18 protein-coding genes are annotated in these 17,262 nt (G+C 69.1%); 8 read left to right on the plus strand and 10 right to left on the minus strand.

Going from position 1 to position 17,262, the window contains the following annotated elements; all coding sequences use genetic code 11:
* Window positions 1-23: 23 nt before the first annotated feature.
* The 5 genes from ASF30_RS22330 to ASF30_RS15165 form a co-directional block, all read right to left on the minus strand.
* Window positions 24-1,091 carry a G5 domain-containing protein gene (locus ASF30_RS22330; protein WP_082467863.1) on the minus strand — a complete coding sequence of 356 codons (1,068 nt, stop codon included), beginning with the start codon at window positions 1,089-1,091 and terminating at the stop codon, window positions 24-26.
* A 123-nt stretch (window positions 1,092-1,214) separates the two neighbouring features.
* Entirely contained in the window at window positions 1,215-2,381 is a 1,167-nt protein-coding gene (locus ASF30_RS15155; RefSeq protein WP_055908347.1) for an RtcB family protein, read from the minus strand.
* Between the two features lie 146 nt (window positions 2,382-2,527).
* Window positions 2,528-2,656, minus strand: coding sequence for a hypothetical protein (locus tag ASF30_RS23485; protein ID WP_268765555.1), 129 nt, complete (start codon window positions 2,654-2,656; stop codon window positions 2,528-2,530).
* Between the two features lie 275 nt (window positions 2,657-2,931).
* Window positions 2,932-3,366: a hypothetical protein gene (locus ASF30_RS15160; protein ID WP_055908350.1), complete on the minus strand. Its 435-nt coding sequence runs from the start codon at window positions 3,364-3,366 to the stop codon at window positions 2,932-2,934.
* A 186-nt stretch (window positions 3,367-3,552) separates the two neighbouring features.
* On the minus strand, window positions 3,553-4,191 hold the full coding sequence (locus tag ASF30_RS15165) for a response regulator transcription factor (protein WP_235480350.1): 639 nt from the start codon (window positions 4,189-4,191) through the stop codon (window positions 3,553-3,555).
* A 169-nt stretch (window positions 4,192-4,360) separates the two neighbouring features.
* Between ASF30_RS15165 and ASF30_RS15170 the strand changes: the two genes are divergently transcribed.
* The 4 genes from ASF30_RS15170 (at window position 4,361) to ASF30_RS15185 (ending at window position 7,331) form a co-directional block, all read left to right on the plus strand.
* Window positions 4,361-4,636: a GlsB/YeaQ/YmgE family stress response membrane protein gene (locus tag ASF30_RS15170; RefSeq protein WP_055908356.1), complete on the plus strand. Its 276-nt coding sequence runs from the start codon at window positions 4,361-4,363 to the stop codon at window positions 4,634-4,636.
* Window positions 4,637-4,875: 239 nt separating this feature from the next.
* Window positions 4,876-5,253, plus strand: a complete 378-nt coding sequence (locus ASF30_RS15175) for a RidA family protein (protein ID WP_055908359.1) — start codon at window positions 4,876-4,878, stop codon at window positions 5,251-5,253.
* A 134-nt stretch (window positions 5,254-5,387) separates the two neighbouring features.
* Window positions 5,388-5,951: an alpha/beta fold hydrolase gene (locus ASF30_RS15180; RefSeq protein WP_055908362.1), complete on the plus strand. Its 564-nt coding sequence runs from the start codon at window positions 5,388-5,390 to the stop codon at window positions 5,949-5,951.
* Window positions 5,952-6,086: 135 nt separating this feature from the next.
* Complete coding sequence (locus ASF30_RS15185) at window positions 6,087-7,331, plus strand: alpha/beta fold hydrolase (RefSeq protein ID WP_055908365.1); 1,245 nt, start codon at window positions 6,087-6,089, stop codon at window positions 7,329-7,331.
* Between the two features lie 52 nt (window positions 7,332-7,383).
* Here the strand turns inward: ASF30_RS15185 and ASF30_RS15190 are convergent, their stop codons facing one another.
* Together ASF30_RS15190 and ASF30_RS15195 are read right to left on the minus strand one after the other, a co-directional pair.
* Window positions 7,384-7,746, minus strand: coding sequence for a VOC family protein (locus ASF30_RS15190; RefSeq protein ID WP_055908368.1), 363 nt, complete (start codon window positions 7,744-7,746; stop codon window positions 7,384-7,386).
* Window positions 7,747-7,893: 147 nt separating this feature from the next.
* Entirely contained in the window at window positions 7,894-9,474 is a 1,581-nt protein-coding gene (locus ASF30_RS15195) for a Na+/H+ antiporter (protein ID WP_055908371.1), read from the minus strand.
* A 185-nt stretch (window positions 9,475-9,659) separates the two neighbouring features.
* Between ASF30_RS15195 and ASF30_RS23215 the strand changes: the two genes are divergently transcribed.
* Complete coding sequence (locus tag ASF30_RS23215) at window positions 9,660-10,859, plus strand: class I SAM-dependent methyltransferase (protein ID WP_055908375.1); 1,200 nt, start codon at window positions 9,660-9,662, stop codon at window positions 10,857-10,859.
* Window positions 10,860-11,010: 151 nt separating this feature from the next.
* Here ASF30_RS23215 and ASF30_RS15205 read toward each other — a convergent pair whose 3' ends face one another.
* Both ASF30_RS15205 and ASF30_RS15210 read right to left on the minus strand, forming a co-directional pair.
* A complete protein-coding gene (locus ASF30_RS15205) occupies window positions 11,011-11,637 on the minus strand; it encodes a response regulator transcription factor (protein WP_055908378.1) in 627 nt (208 codons plus the stop codon).
* Window positions 11,634-12,851, minus strand: a complete 1,218-nt coding sequence (locus ASF30_RS15210; RefSeq protein WP_055908381.1) for a sensor histidine kinase — start codon at window positions 12,849-12,851, stop codon at window positions 11,634-11,636. The genes ASF30_RS15205 and ASF30_RS15210 overlap by 4 nt, the downstream gene beginning before the upstream one ends.
* A gap of 163 nt (window positions 12,852-13,014) precedes the next feature.
* Here ASF30_RS15210 and ASF30_RS15215 point away from each other — a divergent pair, with 163 nt between their 5' ends.
* The 3 genes from ASF30_RS15215 to ASF30_RS15225 are packed head-to-tail and all read left to right on the plus strand — an operon-like array spanning window position 13,015 to window position 15,088.
* Window positions 13,015-14,085, plus strand: coding sequence for an ABC transporter permease (locus tag ASF30_RS15215; RefSeq protein WP_055908382.1), 1,071 nt, complete (start codon window positions 13,015-13,017; stop codon window positions 14,083-14,085).
* The gene (locus ASF30_RS15220) at window positions 14,082-14,864 is read left to right on the plus strand and encodes an ABC transporter ATP-binding protein (protein ID WP_082467865.1); all 783 of its coding nucleotides are present in this window, start codon (window positions 14,082-14,084) and stop codon (window positions 14,862-14,864) included. The genes ASF30_RS15215 and ASF30_RS15220 overlap by 4 nt, the downstream gene beginning before the upstream one ends.
* 32 nt (window positions 14,865-14,896) lie before the next feature.
* Window positions 14,897-15,088: a hypothetical protein gene (locus tag ASF30_RS15225; protein ID WP_147430859.1), complete on the plus strand. Its 192-nt coding sequence runs from the start codon at window positions 14,897-14,899 to the stop codon at window positions 15,086-15,088.
* Window positions 15,089-15,129: 41 nt separating this feature from the next.
* On the opposite strand, the gene ASF30_RS15230 is transcribed toward ASF30_RS15225, so the two are convergent.
* Window positions 15,130-17,109, minus strand: a complete 1,980-nt coding sequence (locus ASF30_RS15230) for a collagen-binding domain-containing protein (RefSeq protein ID WP_055908386.1) — start codon at window positions 17,107-17,109, stop codon at window positions 15,130-15,132.
* Window positions 17,110-17,262: the final 153 nt, after the last annotated feature.

Here is a 17,262-nt window from a genome sequence, read left to right on the forward strand (position 1 = left end):
ACATCCGGTTTCGGGCGCAGTCACTAGTCGCAGGCGATGCCGTCGCCGTCGCGATCGAGGTCGTAGATGTCGCTTCCGACGATGCGAACTGGCCCGGCGACGTAGGAGGGGCCGTTACCGCTTCCACCTGCGCAGTCGACGTCGGAGTCGATCGGCACGCATGCGTCGGCGTAGTTGGTGTCGCATCCGTTGCCGGCTTCGGCGACAGGTTCCGGAGCAGGTGCCACGACCGGCTCCGGAGCGGGGGCCGGCTGACGGGTGCCGTTGGCGATGACCTCGTTCACCGGTGCAATGCTGGTCGCCTCCGACGCGACGGATCGCGAGATCTCGACGCCGTCTTCGTAGACGACGGACCAGGTGGTGAGCTTCTCGCCCGCGACTCCGACGACTGCAACCGCCGTCGTGCCCGCATCGAGATTGGCGTCGTCGACGGTGGACGACGCAAACGGAATCGGCGTGCGCTCCTCGACCTGCTTGGTGGTGCGCACGGGGGTCGGCGTCGGCGTGGGGATTGGAGTGGGTGCCTCCGACTTCTTCACGACAGTCGGGGCCTCGGTACTCTCGCTCTGGCTCGCCGCGAGGTTCTGACCCGAGTGGATCGTTGCAGCGACGGCGGAGCCACCCGCGCTGACGATGGCGAGTCCGACGATCAACACCAGAGCTGCGCTCGCCCGCGACTTCACCCGAATCGCACGGAAGGAGCCGACAACGAGCGCATAGATGCCCGACGCCAGCACAGCGATGCCGATGAGGAGGAGCAACCCTGCCCATCCGGCCGACGCCACGAGAGAGATGCAGACGAGGCCGACAATGCCGATGACGATATTCCGAACGAGTCGTGAGTGGCCAGCGCCGGTCGCCTTCGTTGTCGCTGCCTTCGTAGGCACTGCCTGCGTCGCCGTCGTAGTCGCTACCTTCGTAGGCACCGCCTGCGTCGCCGTCGGCTTCACAGTTTTCGGAGTCGGCTTTGTTCTCGGCGTCGGAACCGCCTTCGTGTATTCGTCGAGGTACCGGTCGGTCCAGGCGGCGCCGTCCCACCATCGCTGGCGTCCAGATCCGTCGTCGAACCAGCCTGCAGGAGCGTTCGCCATGGTGTGCCTTTCGTGGGTCCACCGGAGGCTAACGACTACGGCAGGCCGCATTCATGTCCCAGTCCGGGGGCGACGGCTGCGACACCGCGGCCCGCGCATCACGCGCGGGCCGCGGCATCCGTTTCAGTCGCCCTTCACGTTCACGATCTGGTGCAGCGTGTGCTTGATCGTGACGAGCGAGGACGCGTCGGCCATCACCTGGTCGATCGGCTTGTAGGCCTGCGGGATCTCGTCGATGAAGGCATCGGTGTCGCGAAACTCGATGCCCACCATCGCCTCCCGCAGCTGCTCGTGCGTGAACTCCCGCCGAGCCGCCGACCTCGAGAAGGTCCGCCCAGCACCGTGCGGTGACGAGTTCAGCGACACCGGGTTGCCGAGCCCCTCCACCACGTACGAGGCCGTGCCCATCGACCCGGGGATCAACCCCGGCCGCCCGGCATCCGCCTGGATCGCACCCTTCCGCGAGACCCACACCCTCTTGCCGTAGTGCATCTCGCTCTCGGTGAAGTTGTGGTGGCAGTTGATCCGTTCGAGCTCGACGACCGATGTGCCGACCCACTCACTCACCTGCCGGATGACCCGGTCCATCATCTCCTCCCGGTTGAGCAGCGCGAAGTGCTGCGCCCACCGGAGCTCGTCGATGTACCGCGTGAACTCCGGCGTGCCCTCCACCAGGTAGGCGAGGTCGGGGTGCGGCAGGTCGATCCACCACTTCTTGGCCAGCCTCTGGGCGACCTTGATGTGGTGCTGCGCGATCTTGTTGCCCACTCCCCGGCTGCCGGAGTGCAGGAACAGCCACACCGCATCCGTCTCGTCGAGCGAGACCTCGATGAAGTGGTTGCCGCTGCCGAGGGTTCCGAGCTGCTCCCGCCAGTTGCCCGCGTAGGTCGCGGGGTCGAAGCCCTTCGCCTCGGCGAGCTCCTCGAGCTCAGCGATGCGCGGAACGGCCGTCGCCACGATCTTGCGGTTGTACTTGCCGGCCGAGAGCGGGATGGCGCGCTCGATCTGCTCCCGCACCTCCCTCCGATCTGCGGGGAGGTCGGATGCCGCGAACCCGGTCTTCACCGCGATCATGCCGCATCCGATGTCCACCCCCACGGCGGCCGGAATGATGGCCTGCAGGGTCGGGATGACCGACCCCACGGTGGCGCCGAGCCCCAGGTGCGCGTCGGGCATGAGCGCCAGGTGCGGGTAGATGAACGGCATCGTCGATGAGAGCTTCGCCTGGTCGACGGTCTTCTCGTCGAGCAGGCTCGCCCATGAGACGAGCCGTTCGGAGATCTTCTCCATGGTCCTTTCCTTGTCTGTGCTTGTTGTTGAACGGATGTCGCGACCTCGGGCCCGAGGCATCCGTCGCGCGCGCAGACAGAGAAAAACCCCGGGCCTCGAGTGGCACGGGGTGACGATGATCTTCGACGGATGTCGAGAGGTCGGCGTCAGTGTGCCGGATCGAGAAGCTGATCGAGCTCGCGCTCGGGCTGGCGCGGACTGCGCTGGCCTTCGGTAGCGATCGCATTCGCGTTCGCTGCGAGTTCGATGGACGACAGAGTGCGCTGCAGGTACACGGTGACGTCCTTTCAGATTCCGGGGTGTGACGGATGCTGCGCGAGAGTGCGCAGCCTTGAGACCCTATGGGCGTTGGGCGTTCGGTGTCAACGATCGTGTGTTCGAGTCAGCGGAGTTCACGAGGGTTGATCGGAGGATGCGTGTGTTCTGGCGGCTGCGACGGGATGGACTCCGCTGACTCGCACGCCTGGGCGTCGGCGGAAGCATCCGTCGCCCGATCGCCCCTACGAAACGGCCGAATTCCGCAGGGCGTTCGAGCGAGCGGTCAGCAGGCTCAGGACTGCGTGCCCTGGTTCTGGATGACGACGACGCCGACGATTGCTGCGACCAGACCGACGACGGCCACGCCGACCAGGATCCATGCGATCGGGCTGCGATAGCGCCCACGGAGCACCGGCAGTCCCGCCACCGCGATCAACACTCCGAGCGCTGCGAACACAGCGATCGCATCGAGGAAGGCCGTGTTCCATGCCCGGGTCACCCCCGCGCCATAGGAGTCGCCGGCGTCGATCAACTGCGCGTAGATGCCGTAGTACATCGGCGCGAGCCAGAGGGTGAGGCCGACCGCGATGACTCCGATGAGGGCTCCGAGCCCGTGGAGGGCATAGGCCCAGAAGAGTCGCTGACCACTAGCGCGCGGCTTGGCCGAGCGGCCACCACCCGCTCCGGCATCATTCGGGGCCAGCCGGGCGGATGCCGCTTCAGACATGAGTGACACTCTCGCACCGGCGCCGTCGCATCCTCCGAGTATGGCCTGCCACGGGACAGGGTGCTCGGCCTTTTCGCCCCGACCGCGGAGGGCGGGCGAACCGCATCCGTTGTCGTGAGTGTTCGCCAGCGGCATCCGTTTCAGTCACCCTTCCCCAAACGGTCGTGGGCAACGCAGGCGTCACCCCTACGGCCCACCCAGCCAGTGGTCGATGCGGTGGTGGTCGGGGGCGAAGCCGTGGCTGACGCCGTAGAGCACGGCCTGGGTGCGACTCGTCGCGCCGATCTTGCGGTAGACCGACCGGATGTAGGACTTCACCGTGTTGGGGCTGAGGTAGGTGAGGCGGGCGACGTCCGCGTTGCTCTTGCCCTGGGTGATGAGCGCGAGGATCTCCGACTCGCGATCGGTGATGCCCTCGAGGCGTCCGGGCCAGTCGAGGCCGGGTGCACTCGCGGCGCGGCGGCCGGAGTCGCTGATCACCACCTCGCCGGCGTGCACGGCTTCGATGGCGGCGACGAGTTCCGCGGCGGGCAGCGTCTTCGACAAGTAGCCGTGCACGCCGAGGGCGCGGGCGGAGTCGATCAGCTCGGACTGGAGGTTCCAGGTGTAGACGACCACATGCCGCGCCCGGGGGTTGGCGACAAGCCCGGCGATCTCGTGGTGATCGGATTCCGGCTGCGCGAACGAGTCGTAGAGCACCACGTCGACCTCGTCGCTCATCGCCGCGTTCGCGTCGATCTCGGCCACGACGACGCGGTCGCGATAGTTGTCGAACAGGTGCGCCAGACCGGTGAGAACGACGTCGTAGTCGTCGACCAGCGCCACTGTGACAGGGCGAGTTCTCTGAACGGATGCGTTTGCCATACTCCCGGATATCACACCCATAGGGGTGTAGTCCAGCACCCCCAGGGGTGGTTGAGTCGGTTGTTGTCCCCGGCTACAGTCGGGGCTCGGCAAGCCTCCAGCAGGCGTCCACCAATAGAAGGAGAACACCATGCTCGGCCTCATCATCAGCATCATCGTCATCGGCCTGATCGCCGGCTTCATCGCCCGCGCCGTCGTGCCCGGCAAGCAGGACATGAGCATCCTCATGACCATCGTGCTCGGAATCGTCGGCTCGTTCATCGGCGGATTCCTCGGATTCCTGATCTTCCAGCACGACCCGGCCGACGGCTTCTTCCAGCCCGCCGGCATCATCGGCTCCATCATCGGCGCGATCATCGCGCTGCTGATCTACGTCAGCGTTCGTCGCCGCAGCGTCGCTCACTGACCCTCGGGCAGGATGGCGGCTCTCCAGTCGCCGATGAACCGCGGTCCACGCTCGTGCGTGGGCCGCGGTTCCTCTTTTAAGCGGGTGTTCGCGGCGACGGATGCTGCAGCTCAGTGCGCCGCGGACCACGCGCTGCAGGCCCTGTAGGGCGGCATCCGTCGGCGTCGTCACGCCCTGAGGCCGCGCGAACTCCGGTGCGCGTCTGGACACCGCCGGTCGGGAGGGCCATCCTCGTGCATATGCGCGAGGTCGTCGTCTCCACCCAAGCCCCGAGATCACCGATGTTCAGCCAGGGCGTCAAGGCCGGCCCGTTCGTCTTCGTGTCGGGGACGACCGGCATCGACGTCGAGACCGGGCAGCTCGCAGGCCCGACCATCGGCGAACAGGTGCGGCAAGCGCTGACCAATTGCCGAGCTGTGCTGGAATCGGCCGGCGCGAGCCTGGACGATGTCGTCGAGGTGGGAGTGCTGCTCGCTGACCCCGACGACTTCGCCGGTATGAACGAGGAGTACGGCCGCTGGTTCCCGGAGGATCCGCCGACGCGCTACGCGGCGACCTTGGGCGCCGTGATCCCGGGCGTGCTCGTATCGATCCGCATGACCGCGTACATCGGTTAGGCGGTCGTCGGCTCGCTGCGGGGCGCGGCCGATCCGCATCCTGCCGCCGACGCTGGCGATCGGCACCGGATGCGCAGTACAGTGCCCCCATCATCAGCCGAGCTCCATCGTCGGCTGAAGGAAGAAGGCCTCTCATGAGCCTCGGACCACACACGACCACCCCGGTGCTCCTGATCCACAGCGCCGGACCCCAGGGCGCAGGCGAGGGCAGCTCGGACTTCGTCGATTCCCTGCGCGCGGCACTCGGATCCGAGTTCCCCGTCGACTTCCCGATCATGCCAGCGCCTGACGACCCGTCGTACGCTGACTGGAAGACCGAGGTGGTCCGGCTGCTCGATACAGCCTCCGCTCCGCCGCTGGTGGTCGGACATTCGCTGGGCGCATCCGTTCTGCTGAAGGTGCTCGCGGAGGGAGTGACGGATGCCGACATCCGCGCGCTCTTCCTCGTGGCCACGCCCTACTGGGGCAGCGAGCTCGAGGACTTCATGCTGCCCGCTGACTTCGCGAGCAGGCTTCCCGACGGGCTGCCGATCTTCCTGTACCAGAGCAGCGACGACGACGTGGTGCCCGCCTCCCATCTGGACCGCTACGCCCGCGAGCTCCCTGATGCGGAGGTGCGGCGCCTCGACCACGGCGGGCACCTGTTCTCGGACGGACTGCCTGAGCTGGTCGCCGACATGCGCGCTGTGGCGGAGTAGAGCTCGGACTGAGCCTCGCGCTCAACGACTCGTGATCATCGCGGCGCGGTACCACTACTGATCACCCGCGCGGCGGCCCGCCTGCCAACCCGCCCGCCCGCCCGGGTGTCGGAGGGGCGGAGTAGCTTGTGCGGCATGAGCGCTCCACAGGCATTCGAGCTCCATGTTCCCGACGCCGTTCTCTACGATCTCCGCGACCGCCTGAGGCGCACCCGCCTGCTCCCCGACTCGCCCCGCAAACCCGCGTCGGGCATGAACGCGGCCTACCTGCGCGAGCTCATCGACACCTGGATCGACTGGGACTGGCGCGCCCGCGAGACCTGGCTCAACGCGCATCCGCAGTTCATCGCGCAGATCGGCGACAGTGCCGTGCACTTCGTGCATCGACGGGCGACGGATGCCGGCAGGCACGCCGGCGACCATGTCGGCTCGGGCGGGGGCGCGGATGCCGCATCCGGAGACTCGGGCGTCAGCGCATCCGACGCCGACGCTGACGAGGGTGCCGCGACCACCATCCCCACCGAGGCGCCCACGCTCCTCATCATGCACGGGTGGCCGCACACCTTCGCTCTGCAGCTCGACTTCGCCGACCAGCTGCCCGACTTCAACGTGGTCGTCGCGAGCCTGCCCGGCTTCGCGTTCTCCTCGCCCTACGCCGACGGACCGATGTCGGAGACCCGGTTGGCCGACACGATGCACGCGTTGATGACCGAGGTGCTCGGCTACGAGCACTACATCACCTACGGCGAAGACGTGACGGCCAACATCAGCGACCTTCTCGCGGCGCAGCATCCGGAGCAGGTGATCGGGATCCTGGCGACGAGTGCGCACTTCCCGAGCTACGACGAGCGTGACGCTCTGACCGACCCTGAGGAGAAGGCCTTCTTCGACGAGCTGACGGCCAAGGGCGGCCCCGACGGCGCCTACGGTCACGTGCAGAACACCCGGCCCGACACTCTCGCGGCGGCGCTCAACGATTCCCCGGCCGGGCTGCTGGCCTGGCTCGCCGAGAAGCTGGTGGAGTGGAGCGATACCCCGCAGGGTGACCCGAGGGCCGTCGAGCGACGCATCTCGCGCGACCGCATCCTCACCGAGGCGATGATCTACTGGGTCACCCAGAGCATCGGCACGTCCTTCCGGCCGTACTACGAGGGTGCCGACCGCCCCGATGCGATCCCGCCGACGTCGGTGCCGGCGGCCATCGCGATCCAGAGGCACGAAGGCAGCTACCCCGAGTCGGTCGCGCGCCGGCACTACACCGGCATCCGCTCGTTCGACCGGCTGGAGGAGGGCGGCCACTTCACCGCGGCAGAGATCCCCGAGGAGTTGGCGCGACGGATGCGGGAGTTCGCCGCGTCGCTGACGGATCCTGCAGACTGAGGCGGGTACCACCGCTCACTGAGGGTCGAGCGAAGCGACCGCCCGAAGCGCGTCAGGAAGCCAGCGGCGCACCGAACCTGACGCGGGTTCCGAAGGGATCGCGCACCAGGGAGACGCGCTCGCCCCACGGCTGGTCGGAGGGCTCCTCCTCCACGGGGAAGCCGGCTGAGCGGACGGCATCCGTCGCCGAATCGACGTCGTCGACGTAGATCCAGAGGAGCATGCCGCCCACCGGATCCGGGTGCTCGGTCAGCCCGATGCCGAGTGCGCTCGAGCCGAGCTGCAGGGAGACGTAGACGGGCTCGGTCTCGTCGGGGAAGGCGTAGCGCACCTCGCCGCCGACGATATCTCGATAGAAGGCGAGGGCGGCGGTGAGATCGGGGACTTCGAGGATCGCGAACGCCGACTGAATCATGCCGACAGCCTCTCCCTGAGGCGGGCGGAGGTCAACCCTGTGGCCGGGCTGGTTCGGCCGCTCTGCCGCTTCGGCCGCTCTGCTTCGAGGCTGCTTCTTGGCGCTTCGGGGCTCGCGCGCGGTACCGCTCTCGGCGGAGCGACGTGCCTACTCCAGCTCACGACCCGTCAGTCGCAGCTCCTCGAGGTCGAGCTGCGACTGGATGCGACGCAGCACGATGTCGTCGATGCGCTTCTCGTCGCGGAGGCTCACGATGGTCTCGCGCTTCACCTCGAGCGCCGCGAGCCGGAGGCGATTGTACTGCTCCTTGTGGCGCGTGGTCTCCTCGTCGGGCTCCTCGGCACCGGCCGCCTCGAGGACGCTGACGTGCTGCTCCGCCTCGGCGAGCACCTTGTCGCGCACACTGTCGTCGACTCCGAGCTCGCTCGCGATGCCCGGGAGCGCCTCGATCGCCGCGCGGGATGCCGCCAGCTCGGCGAAGTTGCGCTCCTCGTCGATGCCGTCGTCGGCGGGCAGCCGCGCCCACCTGATGATCAGCGGCAGAATCGGGCCCTGCACACCGAGGGTGAGCACGATCACGACGGTGGTCACGAACACCACGAGGTCACGGTCGGGGAACGCGTCGCCCGATGCGAGAACCGTCGGAACGGCCAGCACCGCGGCCAGCGACACGGCACCGCGGAATCCGGCGAGCGCCGCCATCACGAGGGCTCGCGGCGAGGCCCGCAGGGTGCGCTGGTAGGGCCGCCGGTCGACGGTGCGGATGATCGTCGTCGTGATCACGATGAACAGCGCACGGATGACGATGAGCGCGATCCACACCACCACACCGAACACCACGCCGAGGCCGAGATGCGACGGCGGGAGCTCGCGGAGCACCACCTGCAGTTCGAGCCCGATCAGCACGAAGAGGGCCGCGTTCAGCAGGTAGGTGGTCACGGTCCAGAACGACTGCGCCTGGTCGCGCGCCTCGGGGCGGGCGACGCGGGGAGCGATGCGGCTCATCACCAGTCCGCAGACCACCACGGCGAGCACGCCCGACGAGCCGACGACCTCGGCGATCAAGAAGGCCGCGAAGGGGGTGATGATGAGTCCCACGTTGCTGAGCAGCGGCATCCGGATGCGGAGGGTCAGCGAACCGAGGAAGCCCATGCCGACTCCGATGGCCACGCCGCCGACGTAGGAGACCAGGAGCGTCCAGGTGATCTCGAGCGGCGAGATCTGCTGCCCGCTCACCGCGACCGAGACGGCGAGAGCGTAGATCACCAGCGCCGTGCCGTCGTTGATGAGGCTCTCGGCGCGCAGCACTGTGCGCTGGCGACGCGGCAGCGAACCCGCGAGCTCGCTCACGGCTGTGGCATCCGTCGGCGCGAGAACGGCACCGAGCACGAGGGCGACGATCCAGGGCAGGCCGAACCAGGTGCCGACGACGGCCACGCCGAGGGCCGTGACGAACACGAGCAGGGTGCCGTTCAGCAGGATGACACGGATGAAGCGGCGGATCTCGCGCGTCGACGTCGTGAGGCTCTCCCAGAACAGCAGCACCGGGAGGAACAGCAGCAGCACGGCCTCGGGCGGCAGCTCGACCTCGCGGAAGGCCGGGATGAACCCGAGCAGCACGCCGAGCGGGATGAGCACTATCGGCGTGGTCACGCGCAGACGAGCGGCGATCAGGCCGCCGATGAGCACGGCCAGGCCGATCGCGACGATCACCTCGAGCGCGAGCATGCGTCCAGCTTGGCAGTGCCGGGGTGCCGGAGGGAGGGGTTGCGCCTCATCCCCGCGGTCGACTTGGCAGTTGTGGTGGGCTGAGGCATCCGTCAGCCCGCCGAAACTGCCAAGTCGACTCGGGATCCACTGGGGCGAGGCGCCTGCACGTGACGTCACGGGCGTTCAGGTCTACGCTCGGCGGCATGGCTGACGACGAGGTCGATGCCCTGGCCGGGCAACTGCTCACGGCCGGGCTCGGAATGACGCAGATGCTGTCGATCTACATCGGCGATCGACTGGGGTGGTACCGCGCGCTCGCTGATGGCAGCGCGCGCACGTCGGCTCAGCTGGCCGAGGCGACCTCGACCGACGAGCGCTACGCGCGCGAGTGGCTCGAGCAGCAGGCCGTGTTCGGACTGCTCGAGGCGACGGATGCCGGCTCCGACGTCGGCGCGGGCGCGGCCCCGGGCGCGGGCGACGGCACAGGCGTGGGCTCCGGTGGTGCCGGCGCTGGCAGCGCCGCCGATGCTGCCGACAACGCCGGCGCCGCCGCATCCGAAGCCGCAGCCGCCGCCGCCGCAGCCCGCACCTTCCGCCTGCCGCCGGCCGCCGCCGAAGTGCTCACCGACGAGCACAGCCTCGCCTACGTGGCGCCGTTCGCGCGCACCCTCACGGCCGCCGCCGTGCGGATGCCCGAGTTGCTCGACGCCTACAGGTCGGGCGATGGCGTGGGCTGGGCGGAGTACGGCGCCGACATGCGCGAGTCCCAGGCCGACGCGAACAGACCGTGGTTCGAGAGCCGACTGGCCGACGTGCTGCGCTCCGTCCCCGAGCTGAAGAGCGCCCTCGAGCGACCGGGCGCCCGCATCGCCGAGATCGGGTTCGGCGGCGGACACGCCTCCATCGCGCTCGCCCTCGGATTCCCGGATGCCGCCATCACCGGATTCGACGTGGATGAGGCATCCGTCACCCTCGCACGGCAGAACGCGGCCGACGCCGGCGTGCACGACCGCATCGACTTCCACCTCGCGAACGGAGCCGACCTCGCCGGCAGTTTCGACGTCGTGTTCGCCTTCGAGTGCGTGCACGACATGGCGCAGCCCGTTCCCGTGCTCGCTGCAGCCCGGGCGGCACTCGCGCCCGGCGGCCTGATGATCGTCGTCGACGAGGCCGTCGCCGACGAGTTCACCGCCCCGGGCGACGAGACCGAGCAGCTGATGTACGGCTTCAGCCTGCTGGTCTGCCTTCCCGACGGACGCTCGCACACCCCATCGGAGGCGACCGGAACCGTGATGCGCCGCTCGATCCTGGAGTCGTACGCCCGGCGGGCGGGGTTCGCCGCCGTCGACGTGCTGCCGATCGAGGGTTTCGCGGCGTTCAGGTTCTACGCGCTGCGGCCCTGAACGCCCCGCCGCCCGGCGCCATCGCGGCACCCCAAGCCGCAATCGCGACGCGGCGTCGCGGCGGCGTTCCGGCGTGGGGTCGCGGGGCACGACACGCAGCGCGCCAAGCGAACGCCGGCCAGACCCGTCAGGCAGTCAGGCCGCGGCCCCATCAGCGCAGAATCCCCCGCTGCCGCGCGGCCGACACCGCCGCCGTGCGCGAGGTCACGTCGAGCTTGGAGAAGATGTGTGCGAGGTGAGACTTCACCGTGGTCTCGCTCACGAACAGGCGCCCGGCCACCTCGGTGTTCGACAGGCCGGCGGCGACGAGTTCGAGCACCTCGATCTCGCGTGAGCTGAGACTCACCTGGGGTGCGCGCATGCGGTCGAGCAGACGCGACGCGATCACCGGTGCGAGGGCGCTCTCGCCGGCGGCCGCCGCCCGCACGGCGGCTGTCAGCTCGGCCGGCGGCGCGTCCTTCAGCAGGTAACCGCTGGCACCGGCCTCGACGGCACCGAGGATGTCGGCATCCGAGTCGTAGTTCGTCAGCACGAGAACGTACGGCGGGGCATCGAGGGCACGGATGCGGCGGGTCGCGTCGGCGCCGGTGCTGGTCGAGCGGGAACCGAACTGCAGGTCCATGAGCACCACGTCGGGGTTCTCGCGTTCGGCGGCGCGCACGGCATCCTCGGGCGTCTCGGCCTCGGCGACGACCTCGAGGTCGGGCTCGAGGTCGAACAGCGCGCGCAGCCCAGCCCGCACGATGGGGTGGTCGTCGGCGATCACTAGACGGATCATGGCGCGCCCGACCCCGACCCCGACGCCGACCCCGCCTCTGCCTCGGCGAGCGCGATCTCGATCGCGAGGGTGGTGCCGCGGCCCGGCGCCGAGTCGATCTCGAGCGAGCCGCCGAGCTGCTGCACCCTCTCGCGCGTGGCGCGCAGCCCGAAGGAATCCGAGGTGACGCCGTCGGCGGCATCCGTCTGACCGATGTCGAAGCCCGACCCGTCGTCGACGATGGTGAAGCGCAGCGCGCTGCCGTCGACAGTGAGCTCGATCGTGGCGCGGCTGGCATCGGCGTGCTGGATGACGTTCGCGATGGCGCCCTGCGCTATGCGCAGCAGCGCCGTCTGCAGGTGCATGGGCAGGGTGACGGCATCCGAGACCCGCACCGTGACCTCGAGCGGCTGCCACTGGGTGGCGGCGAGCCGCCGGAGCGCGCCGCCGAGACCCTGGTCGTCGAGTTCCGGCGGGCTCAGCTCGCGGATGAAGCGGCGGGTGTCGGCGAGGTTCGCGGCCGCCGTCTCGCGGGCCAGCCTGATGTGTTCGACCCCGGGGCGATCGGGGTCGGCCTGCTCGGCGGCATGCAGCAGCATCTGGATGCTCGAGAGCCCTTGGGCGACGGTGTCGTGGATCTCGCGGGCGAGCCGGGCCCGCTCCGCCAGCACGCCGGACTCGTGCTCGGTCATCGCGAGCTGGTCGCGAGTGGCGATCAGCTCGGCCATGAGGGTCTCGCGCTGCTCGGCCTCGCGGGCGAGAGCCTGGTAACCGAGCCCGATGAGCAGCGCGACGCCGGCTCCGACCAGCGGGCCCACGACGCCGCCGACGGTCCACTCCCCGTGGGATCCGAGGGCGACGATCGCGACGATCGTCGACAGCACGATCGCGAGCGAGCCCCACCAGCGGCCGAGCAGGTGCAGGTAGAGGAAGAACAGCGGGAACACGATGTAGGCGGCATCCGGGGTGAGCCAGAGCAGCACGATCCACTCGGCGCTGAGGAGTCCGAGCCACAGGAGTCTCGGCATCCGTCCCCGCGAACTGATGCCGCGAGCCAGCACGGCGCCGAACACGTAGGTGACCAGCAGCACGACCGACAAGGCGATCACGGCGGCGCTCGAGTCGGTCGGCACGAGCGCGGCGCGGGCGACGACGAGAACGGTGAGGGCGAGGAACAGCACGTGCAGCCCGGCACGCAGGCCCGCGAACACCGGGGTCAGCGGGGTGTGGGCCATGTGCTGACTCTACGCGCGGCGGCGCTGCGGCTCATCGTCCGAAAGTACGACTCGGAGACCCGCCGATCGGTCGCCGAGGAGCATGCTCGCGGCCGATGACCCGAACGCGCATCGACGGGAGAGTCGAATGGTCACCGGATGCGGTGACGGAAATGGAGTCACCATGTTCGTCGCACTGCGCGACCTGCGCTTCGCGAAGGGCCGATTCGTGCTCATCGGCTCGGTCGTCGCCCTCATCACCGTTCTCGTCGGGTTCCTCAGTGGACTCACCGGCGGGCTCGCCATCCAGAACATCTCGGGGGTGCTGGCCCTCCCGGCCGACAGGCTCGTGTTCTCGGAGCCCACCGACGGCTCCGGATCGGCGAGCTTCTCCGACTCCGCCATCACGGAGCAGATGGCAGCGGCCTGGGCATCAGCGGACGGCGTCGACTCGGCGCAGCCGCTCGGCATCAGCCAGACGCGCGCCGAGGCCGGCGACATCCGCACGGCCATCGCTCTCTTCGGCGTCGAGCCCGGCTTCGACGCCACGTCGCCCACGGCAGACGGCCGGCTCGGCCTGTCCACGACTGCCGCCGATGAGCTCGGCGTCACGACGGGTGACGACGTCACCATCGCCGGCACCGACTACACGGTCGAGACCGTCGAGGGCGACTGGTGGTACAGCCACACCCCCGTCGTGCAGATGACCATCGACGACTGGCAGGCGTATTCGGCCGCCACGGGCAACCCCGACGCCTACGCCACAGTGCTCGCCGTCGACGGCGACCCCGACTGGGCATCCGTCGACAAGACAGCCGCGACGCAGTCGGAGAGCCTCATCGGATCGCTCACCGCCATCGGCGCGTTCCGCTCCGAGATCGGCTCGCTGCTGCTCATGGTCGCCATGCTGTTCGGCATCTCGGGCCTCGTGATCGGTGCGTTCTTCACCGTGTGGACCATCCAGCGCACCGGCGACATCGCCGTGCTCAAGGCCCTCGGTGCAAGCACGCCCTCGCTCGTCAAGGATGCCCTCGGACAGGCGCTCATCGTGCTCCTGCTCGGCATCGGCGTCGGCCTCGCCGTCGTCACCGGCCTCGGCGCCCTCGCCGGAACGGCGCTGCCGTTCCTGCTCTCCCCCATCACCACCCTCCTGCCCGGCGCGATCATGATCGTGCTCGGCCTCGCGGGCGCCGCTTTCGCGCTCCGCTCCGTCACCTCAGCCGACCCCCTCACAGCCCTCGGGAGCAACCGATGATCACCCTCGACGACGTCACCCTCACCTTCCCCGACGGAGACACCCGCGTCACCGCCGTCGACCACGTGTCTCTCACAGCGCATCCCGGAACCGTGACAGGCATCACCGGGCCGAGCGGAAGCGGCAAGTCCAGCCTGCTCGCCGTCGCCGCCACGCTGATCACGCCCGACTCCGGTCGCGTCATCATCGACGGGGTCGAGACCACGGGTCTCGGCGCCGGCGACGCCAGCCGACTGCGCCGCGACTCCATCGGCATCGTCTTCCAGCAGTCCAACCTGCTGCCGTCGCTCACGGCGCGGGAGCAGCTGATGGTGATGAACGAGCTCGGCGCCAAGCACTCGCGGAGTCGGCGAGCTGAAGCCGCCACCCACGCCGACGACCTCCTCGCGTCGGTCGGGCTGGCCGACCAGCGCGGCAAGCGCCCGCACCAGCTCTCGGGCGGGCAACGCCAGCGCGTGAACATCGCCAGGGCGCTGATGAACGACCCGAGCGTGCTGCTCGTCGACGAACCGACGAGCGCCCTCGACCAGGAGCGCGGCGCCGAGATCATCGAGCTCATCCTGCGACTGTCGGCCGAGCGCAGCACCTCCACGCTGCTCGTCACCCACGACCTCGTGCACCTGCCGCGGATGCATGCCGTGGTGCGCATCGTCGATGGGCGCGTGGAGTCGGCGACCGCCGGTGGCGCTGCGGCTGCGTCGTCGACTGGGCCCGCGCCTACGTCTGCGACTGGGCCCGCGCCCGCGTCTGCGTCACGGCTTCAACCGACGGATGCGTGACGCCGGGGGCCGCCGCCGCTACGCTCAGCCACATGGCTGATGATCAGGACCGCTCCGTACGCACCTACACGATCCTGTTCAGTGCCGTCGGCGCCGTGATGCTGCTCGTGGGCCTGCTCGATCTGCTCACGACCGACGACAACGCGCTGCTCGCCTGGGTGATCATCGCGTGCGGCGTGTTCAACATCGGGCTCGCCATCGTGTTCCACCGGCGACGCGGGTAGGACTGGCGCGGTCGGACTCGATCGCCGAGGCCCGGAAGCCGTCAGCGAACAGAGCGGGTCTTCCGGGTGCGACGGATGCGGGCGGCTCCGAGGAGCGCCATCCCCAGCGCCGTGAGGAACACGGCGGCCGCGAGGGAGTCCCGCGAGTCGACACCGGTCGCGGCCAGGGTGCCGGACCCGCCGGAAGCGGTGCCTGAGCCGCCGCCATCACTCGTGCCGCCACTCGTGCCGCCGCCACCCGTGCCGCCGCCATCGGTACCGCCGCCGCCCGTGCCACCTCCGGAGTCGGCTGTGTTGATGATCGAGCAGGAGACGTCGTCGCCCCAGTCGACCGTCACGGTGTCGCCCACCACGGTGGCGCCGGTGCAGACCCAATCACGGGCGACGTAGCCGTCGGGCCCACCCGATTCGCTGAGCACGTAGTCACCAGGAAGCACCTCGGCCTCCGTGACCGGCGTTGATCCCGTCGCCCCCGAGATCGGAGTCGGACCAGCCGCTGAGAGCACCCAGTCGGAGGGGGAGGCGGTTCCGCCCGACACGATCTTGATGAGCGTGAGCTTCGGATCAGCGAGGTCGAAGGTGTTGACGATCGTGCACGTCACGTCGTCACCGGCCTCCACCGACACCACGCCGTCCACCACCTCGGCTCCGTCGCAACTCCAGTCGCCGGCGGTGTAGTCGGCGGGCCCGCCCGACTCGCTCAGCGTGTAGTCACCGGGATCGACGACGGCATCCGTCACCGTGGAATCCCCCGACGCACCCGTTATCGGAGTCGGACCCGAAGCCGACAGCTCCCAGTCACCAGCATCCGCGTCGCCGCCGTCGACGACCTTCACCAGCGTGAGCTCCGCCTGCGTCGGCGGAGTCGAGCAGCTGAGCTGCGCGTCGAACGGGAAGTCGTGCACCTCGCGGGGCGTCGTGCCCGCTGGGCCGCCTGGCCCATGCGTGAAGGAGGTACCGATGATGTTGCCCTCGATGTTCTGCGTCACCTCCCAGAGCACGTCGGCGCGCGGCGCGTAGATCGTTCCCTCGAGCGAGTCGCCGCCGGTCACTGTGACGGTCGTCGCTGTGGGGAAGTTGTACAGGATGAACGGCGCCTGGGCCGATGTTGCGCCGGGAGAGTTCGGCATCCGACCGTTGAACGACGAGCCAGTGACGTTGACGAGAAGGGGCGAGGACTGCGTGGGTTCGTCATCGTAGGTGAGTTCACCGAGCGCCGAGAGGTCCTCGGCGGTGATGGTGAGCACGTTGGTCTGGCCCGGAACGAGTTCAACGTGTCCGCGTGTCCCGGTGGCGAATGGCGAGGTCAGGGGAGCGCCCTGGTCGTCGGTGAGCACGACGGTGTTCGGGCACGTGCCGAGATCCGTCGACAGGCCGCGATACGTCTTGAAGGCTGTCGGGATGTCGATGAGATTCGACGGCACCGGGGTGCCGATCGAAGCCGGCGTCTGACGCGACGTGCCCTCGATGCGCGGAGTAGCCTCGGCGGCGGCAGCAGGCTTCGTGATGCGCCAGTCGATGGGCGAGTTGTTCATGTCGACGTCGTGCGCGAGATAGGTGCTCGGATTGGCCACCTTGGCGTAGCCGCCGTTCAGCACCCGGAGGATGTTCCCGCCCGACTGGGCGAAGTTCATGCCCCCACCCACATAGAGCGATGTCGGAACGGTGTCGCCTGGGGCGATGAACGTGGGCGTGGGCGTGGTGCCGCCGGCCTCGACGTTGTAGGTGGTTCCGAAGGAGAGGTTTCCGCCGAGCGCGAGAGTGCCCTCTGACTCGTCGGCGTTGAGGAAGACGTTCCGCTCGATGAACACGAGGAAGCCACTGTTCGCCGGATGCGCCGGATAGGGCGTCGCCGGGGGCGGGGGTGGGGTGGGAGTGATCGGCACGCGCACGGGATTGACCGGACCGACGTCGGCGGCCGCCGGAGCGACGACTCCGACGAGGCCTCCGAGGATTGCGCTCCCTGCGGTGAGTGCGCCGGCGGCGATGAGGGTGATGGAACGCCTTGGCCGACTGAGCATGTCTCATGCTCGCATCGGCATGCTCGGAAGACAAGGGGGTGCGCGGGCCTGAGACGACTGCCGGGGCCAACCGCCCACAGACGATCCGCCGACGGCAGAACTGCCCGTGGCGGATGCGCTGGGCTCACGGCATCCGTTCACCGCACAGTGGAT

The organism is Leifsonia sp. Leaf264 (assembly GCF_001422325.1).
GTDB lineage: Bacteria > Actinomycetota > Actinomycetes > Actinomycetales > Microbacteriaceae > Orlajensenia.

Coding starts and splice junctions, on each gene's coding strand:
- ASF30_RS22330 (WP_082467863.1), bottom strand. CDS start 1,091: ATGGCGAACGCTCCTGCAGGCTGGTTCGACGACGGATCTGGACGCCAG.
- ASF30_RS15155 (WP_055908347.1), bottom strand. CDS start 2,381: ATGGAGAAGATCTCCGAACGGCTCGTCTCATGGGCGAGCCTGCTCGAC.
- ASF30_RS15160 (WP_055908350.1), bottom strand. CDS start 3,366: ATGTCTGAAGCGGCATCCGCCCGGCTGGCCCCGAATGATGCCGGAGCG.
- ASF30_RS15170 (WP_055908356.1), top strand. CDS start 4,361: ATGCTCGGCCTCATCATCAGCATCATCGTCATCGGCCTGATCGCCGGC.
- ASF30_RS15175 (WP_055908359.1), top strand. CDS start 4,876: ATGCGCGAGGTCGTCGTCTCCACCCAAGCCCCGAGATCACCGATGTTC.
- ASF30_RS15180 (WP_055908362.1), top strand. CDS start 5,388: ATGAGCCTCGGACCACACACGACCACCCCGGTGCTCCTGATCCACAGC.
- ASF30_RS15185 (WP_055908365.1), top strand. CDS start 6,087: ATGAGCGCTCCACAGGCATTCGAGCTCCATGTTCCCGACGCCGTTCTC.
- ASF30_RS15190 (WP_055908368.1), bottom strand. CDS start 7,746: ATGATTCAGTCGGCGTTCGCGATCCTCGAAGTCCCCGATCTCACCGCC.
- ASF30_RS15195 (WP_055908371.1), bottom strand. CDS start 9,474: ATGCTCGCGCTCGAGGTGATCGTCGCGATCGGCCTGGCCGTGCTCATC.
- ASF30_RS23215 (WP_055908375.1), top strand. CDS start 9,660: ATGGCTGACGACGAGGTCGATGCCCTGGCCGGGCAACTGCTCACGGCC.
- ASF30_RS15205 (WP_055908378.1), bottom strand. CDS start 11,637: ATGATCCGTCTAGTGATCGCCGACGACCACCCCATCGTGCGGGCTGGG.
- ASF30_RS15210 (WP_055908381.1), bottom strand. CDS start 12,851: ATGGCCCACACCCCGCTGACCCCGGTGTTCGCGGGCCTGCGTGCCGGG.
- ASF30_RS15215 (WP_055908382.1), top strand. CDS start 13,015: ATGTTCGTCGCACTGCGCGACCTGCGCTTCGCGAAGGGCCGATTCGTG.
- ASF30_RS15220 (WP_082467865.1), top strand. CDS start 14,082: ATGATCACCCTCGACGACGTCACCCTCACCTTCCCCGACGGAGACACC.
- ASF30_RS15225 (WP_147430859.1), top strand. CDS start 14,897: ATGGCTGATGATCAGGACCGCTCCGTACGCACCTACACGATCCTGTTC.
- ASF30_RS15230 (WP_055908386.1), bottom strand. CDS start 17,109: ATGCTCAGTCGGCCAAGGCGTTCCATCACCCTCATCGCCGCCGGCGCA.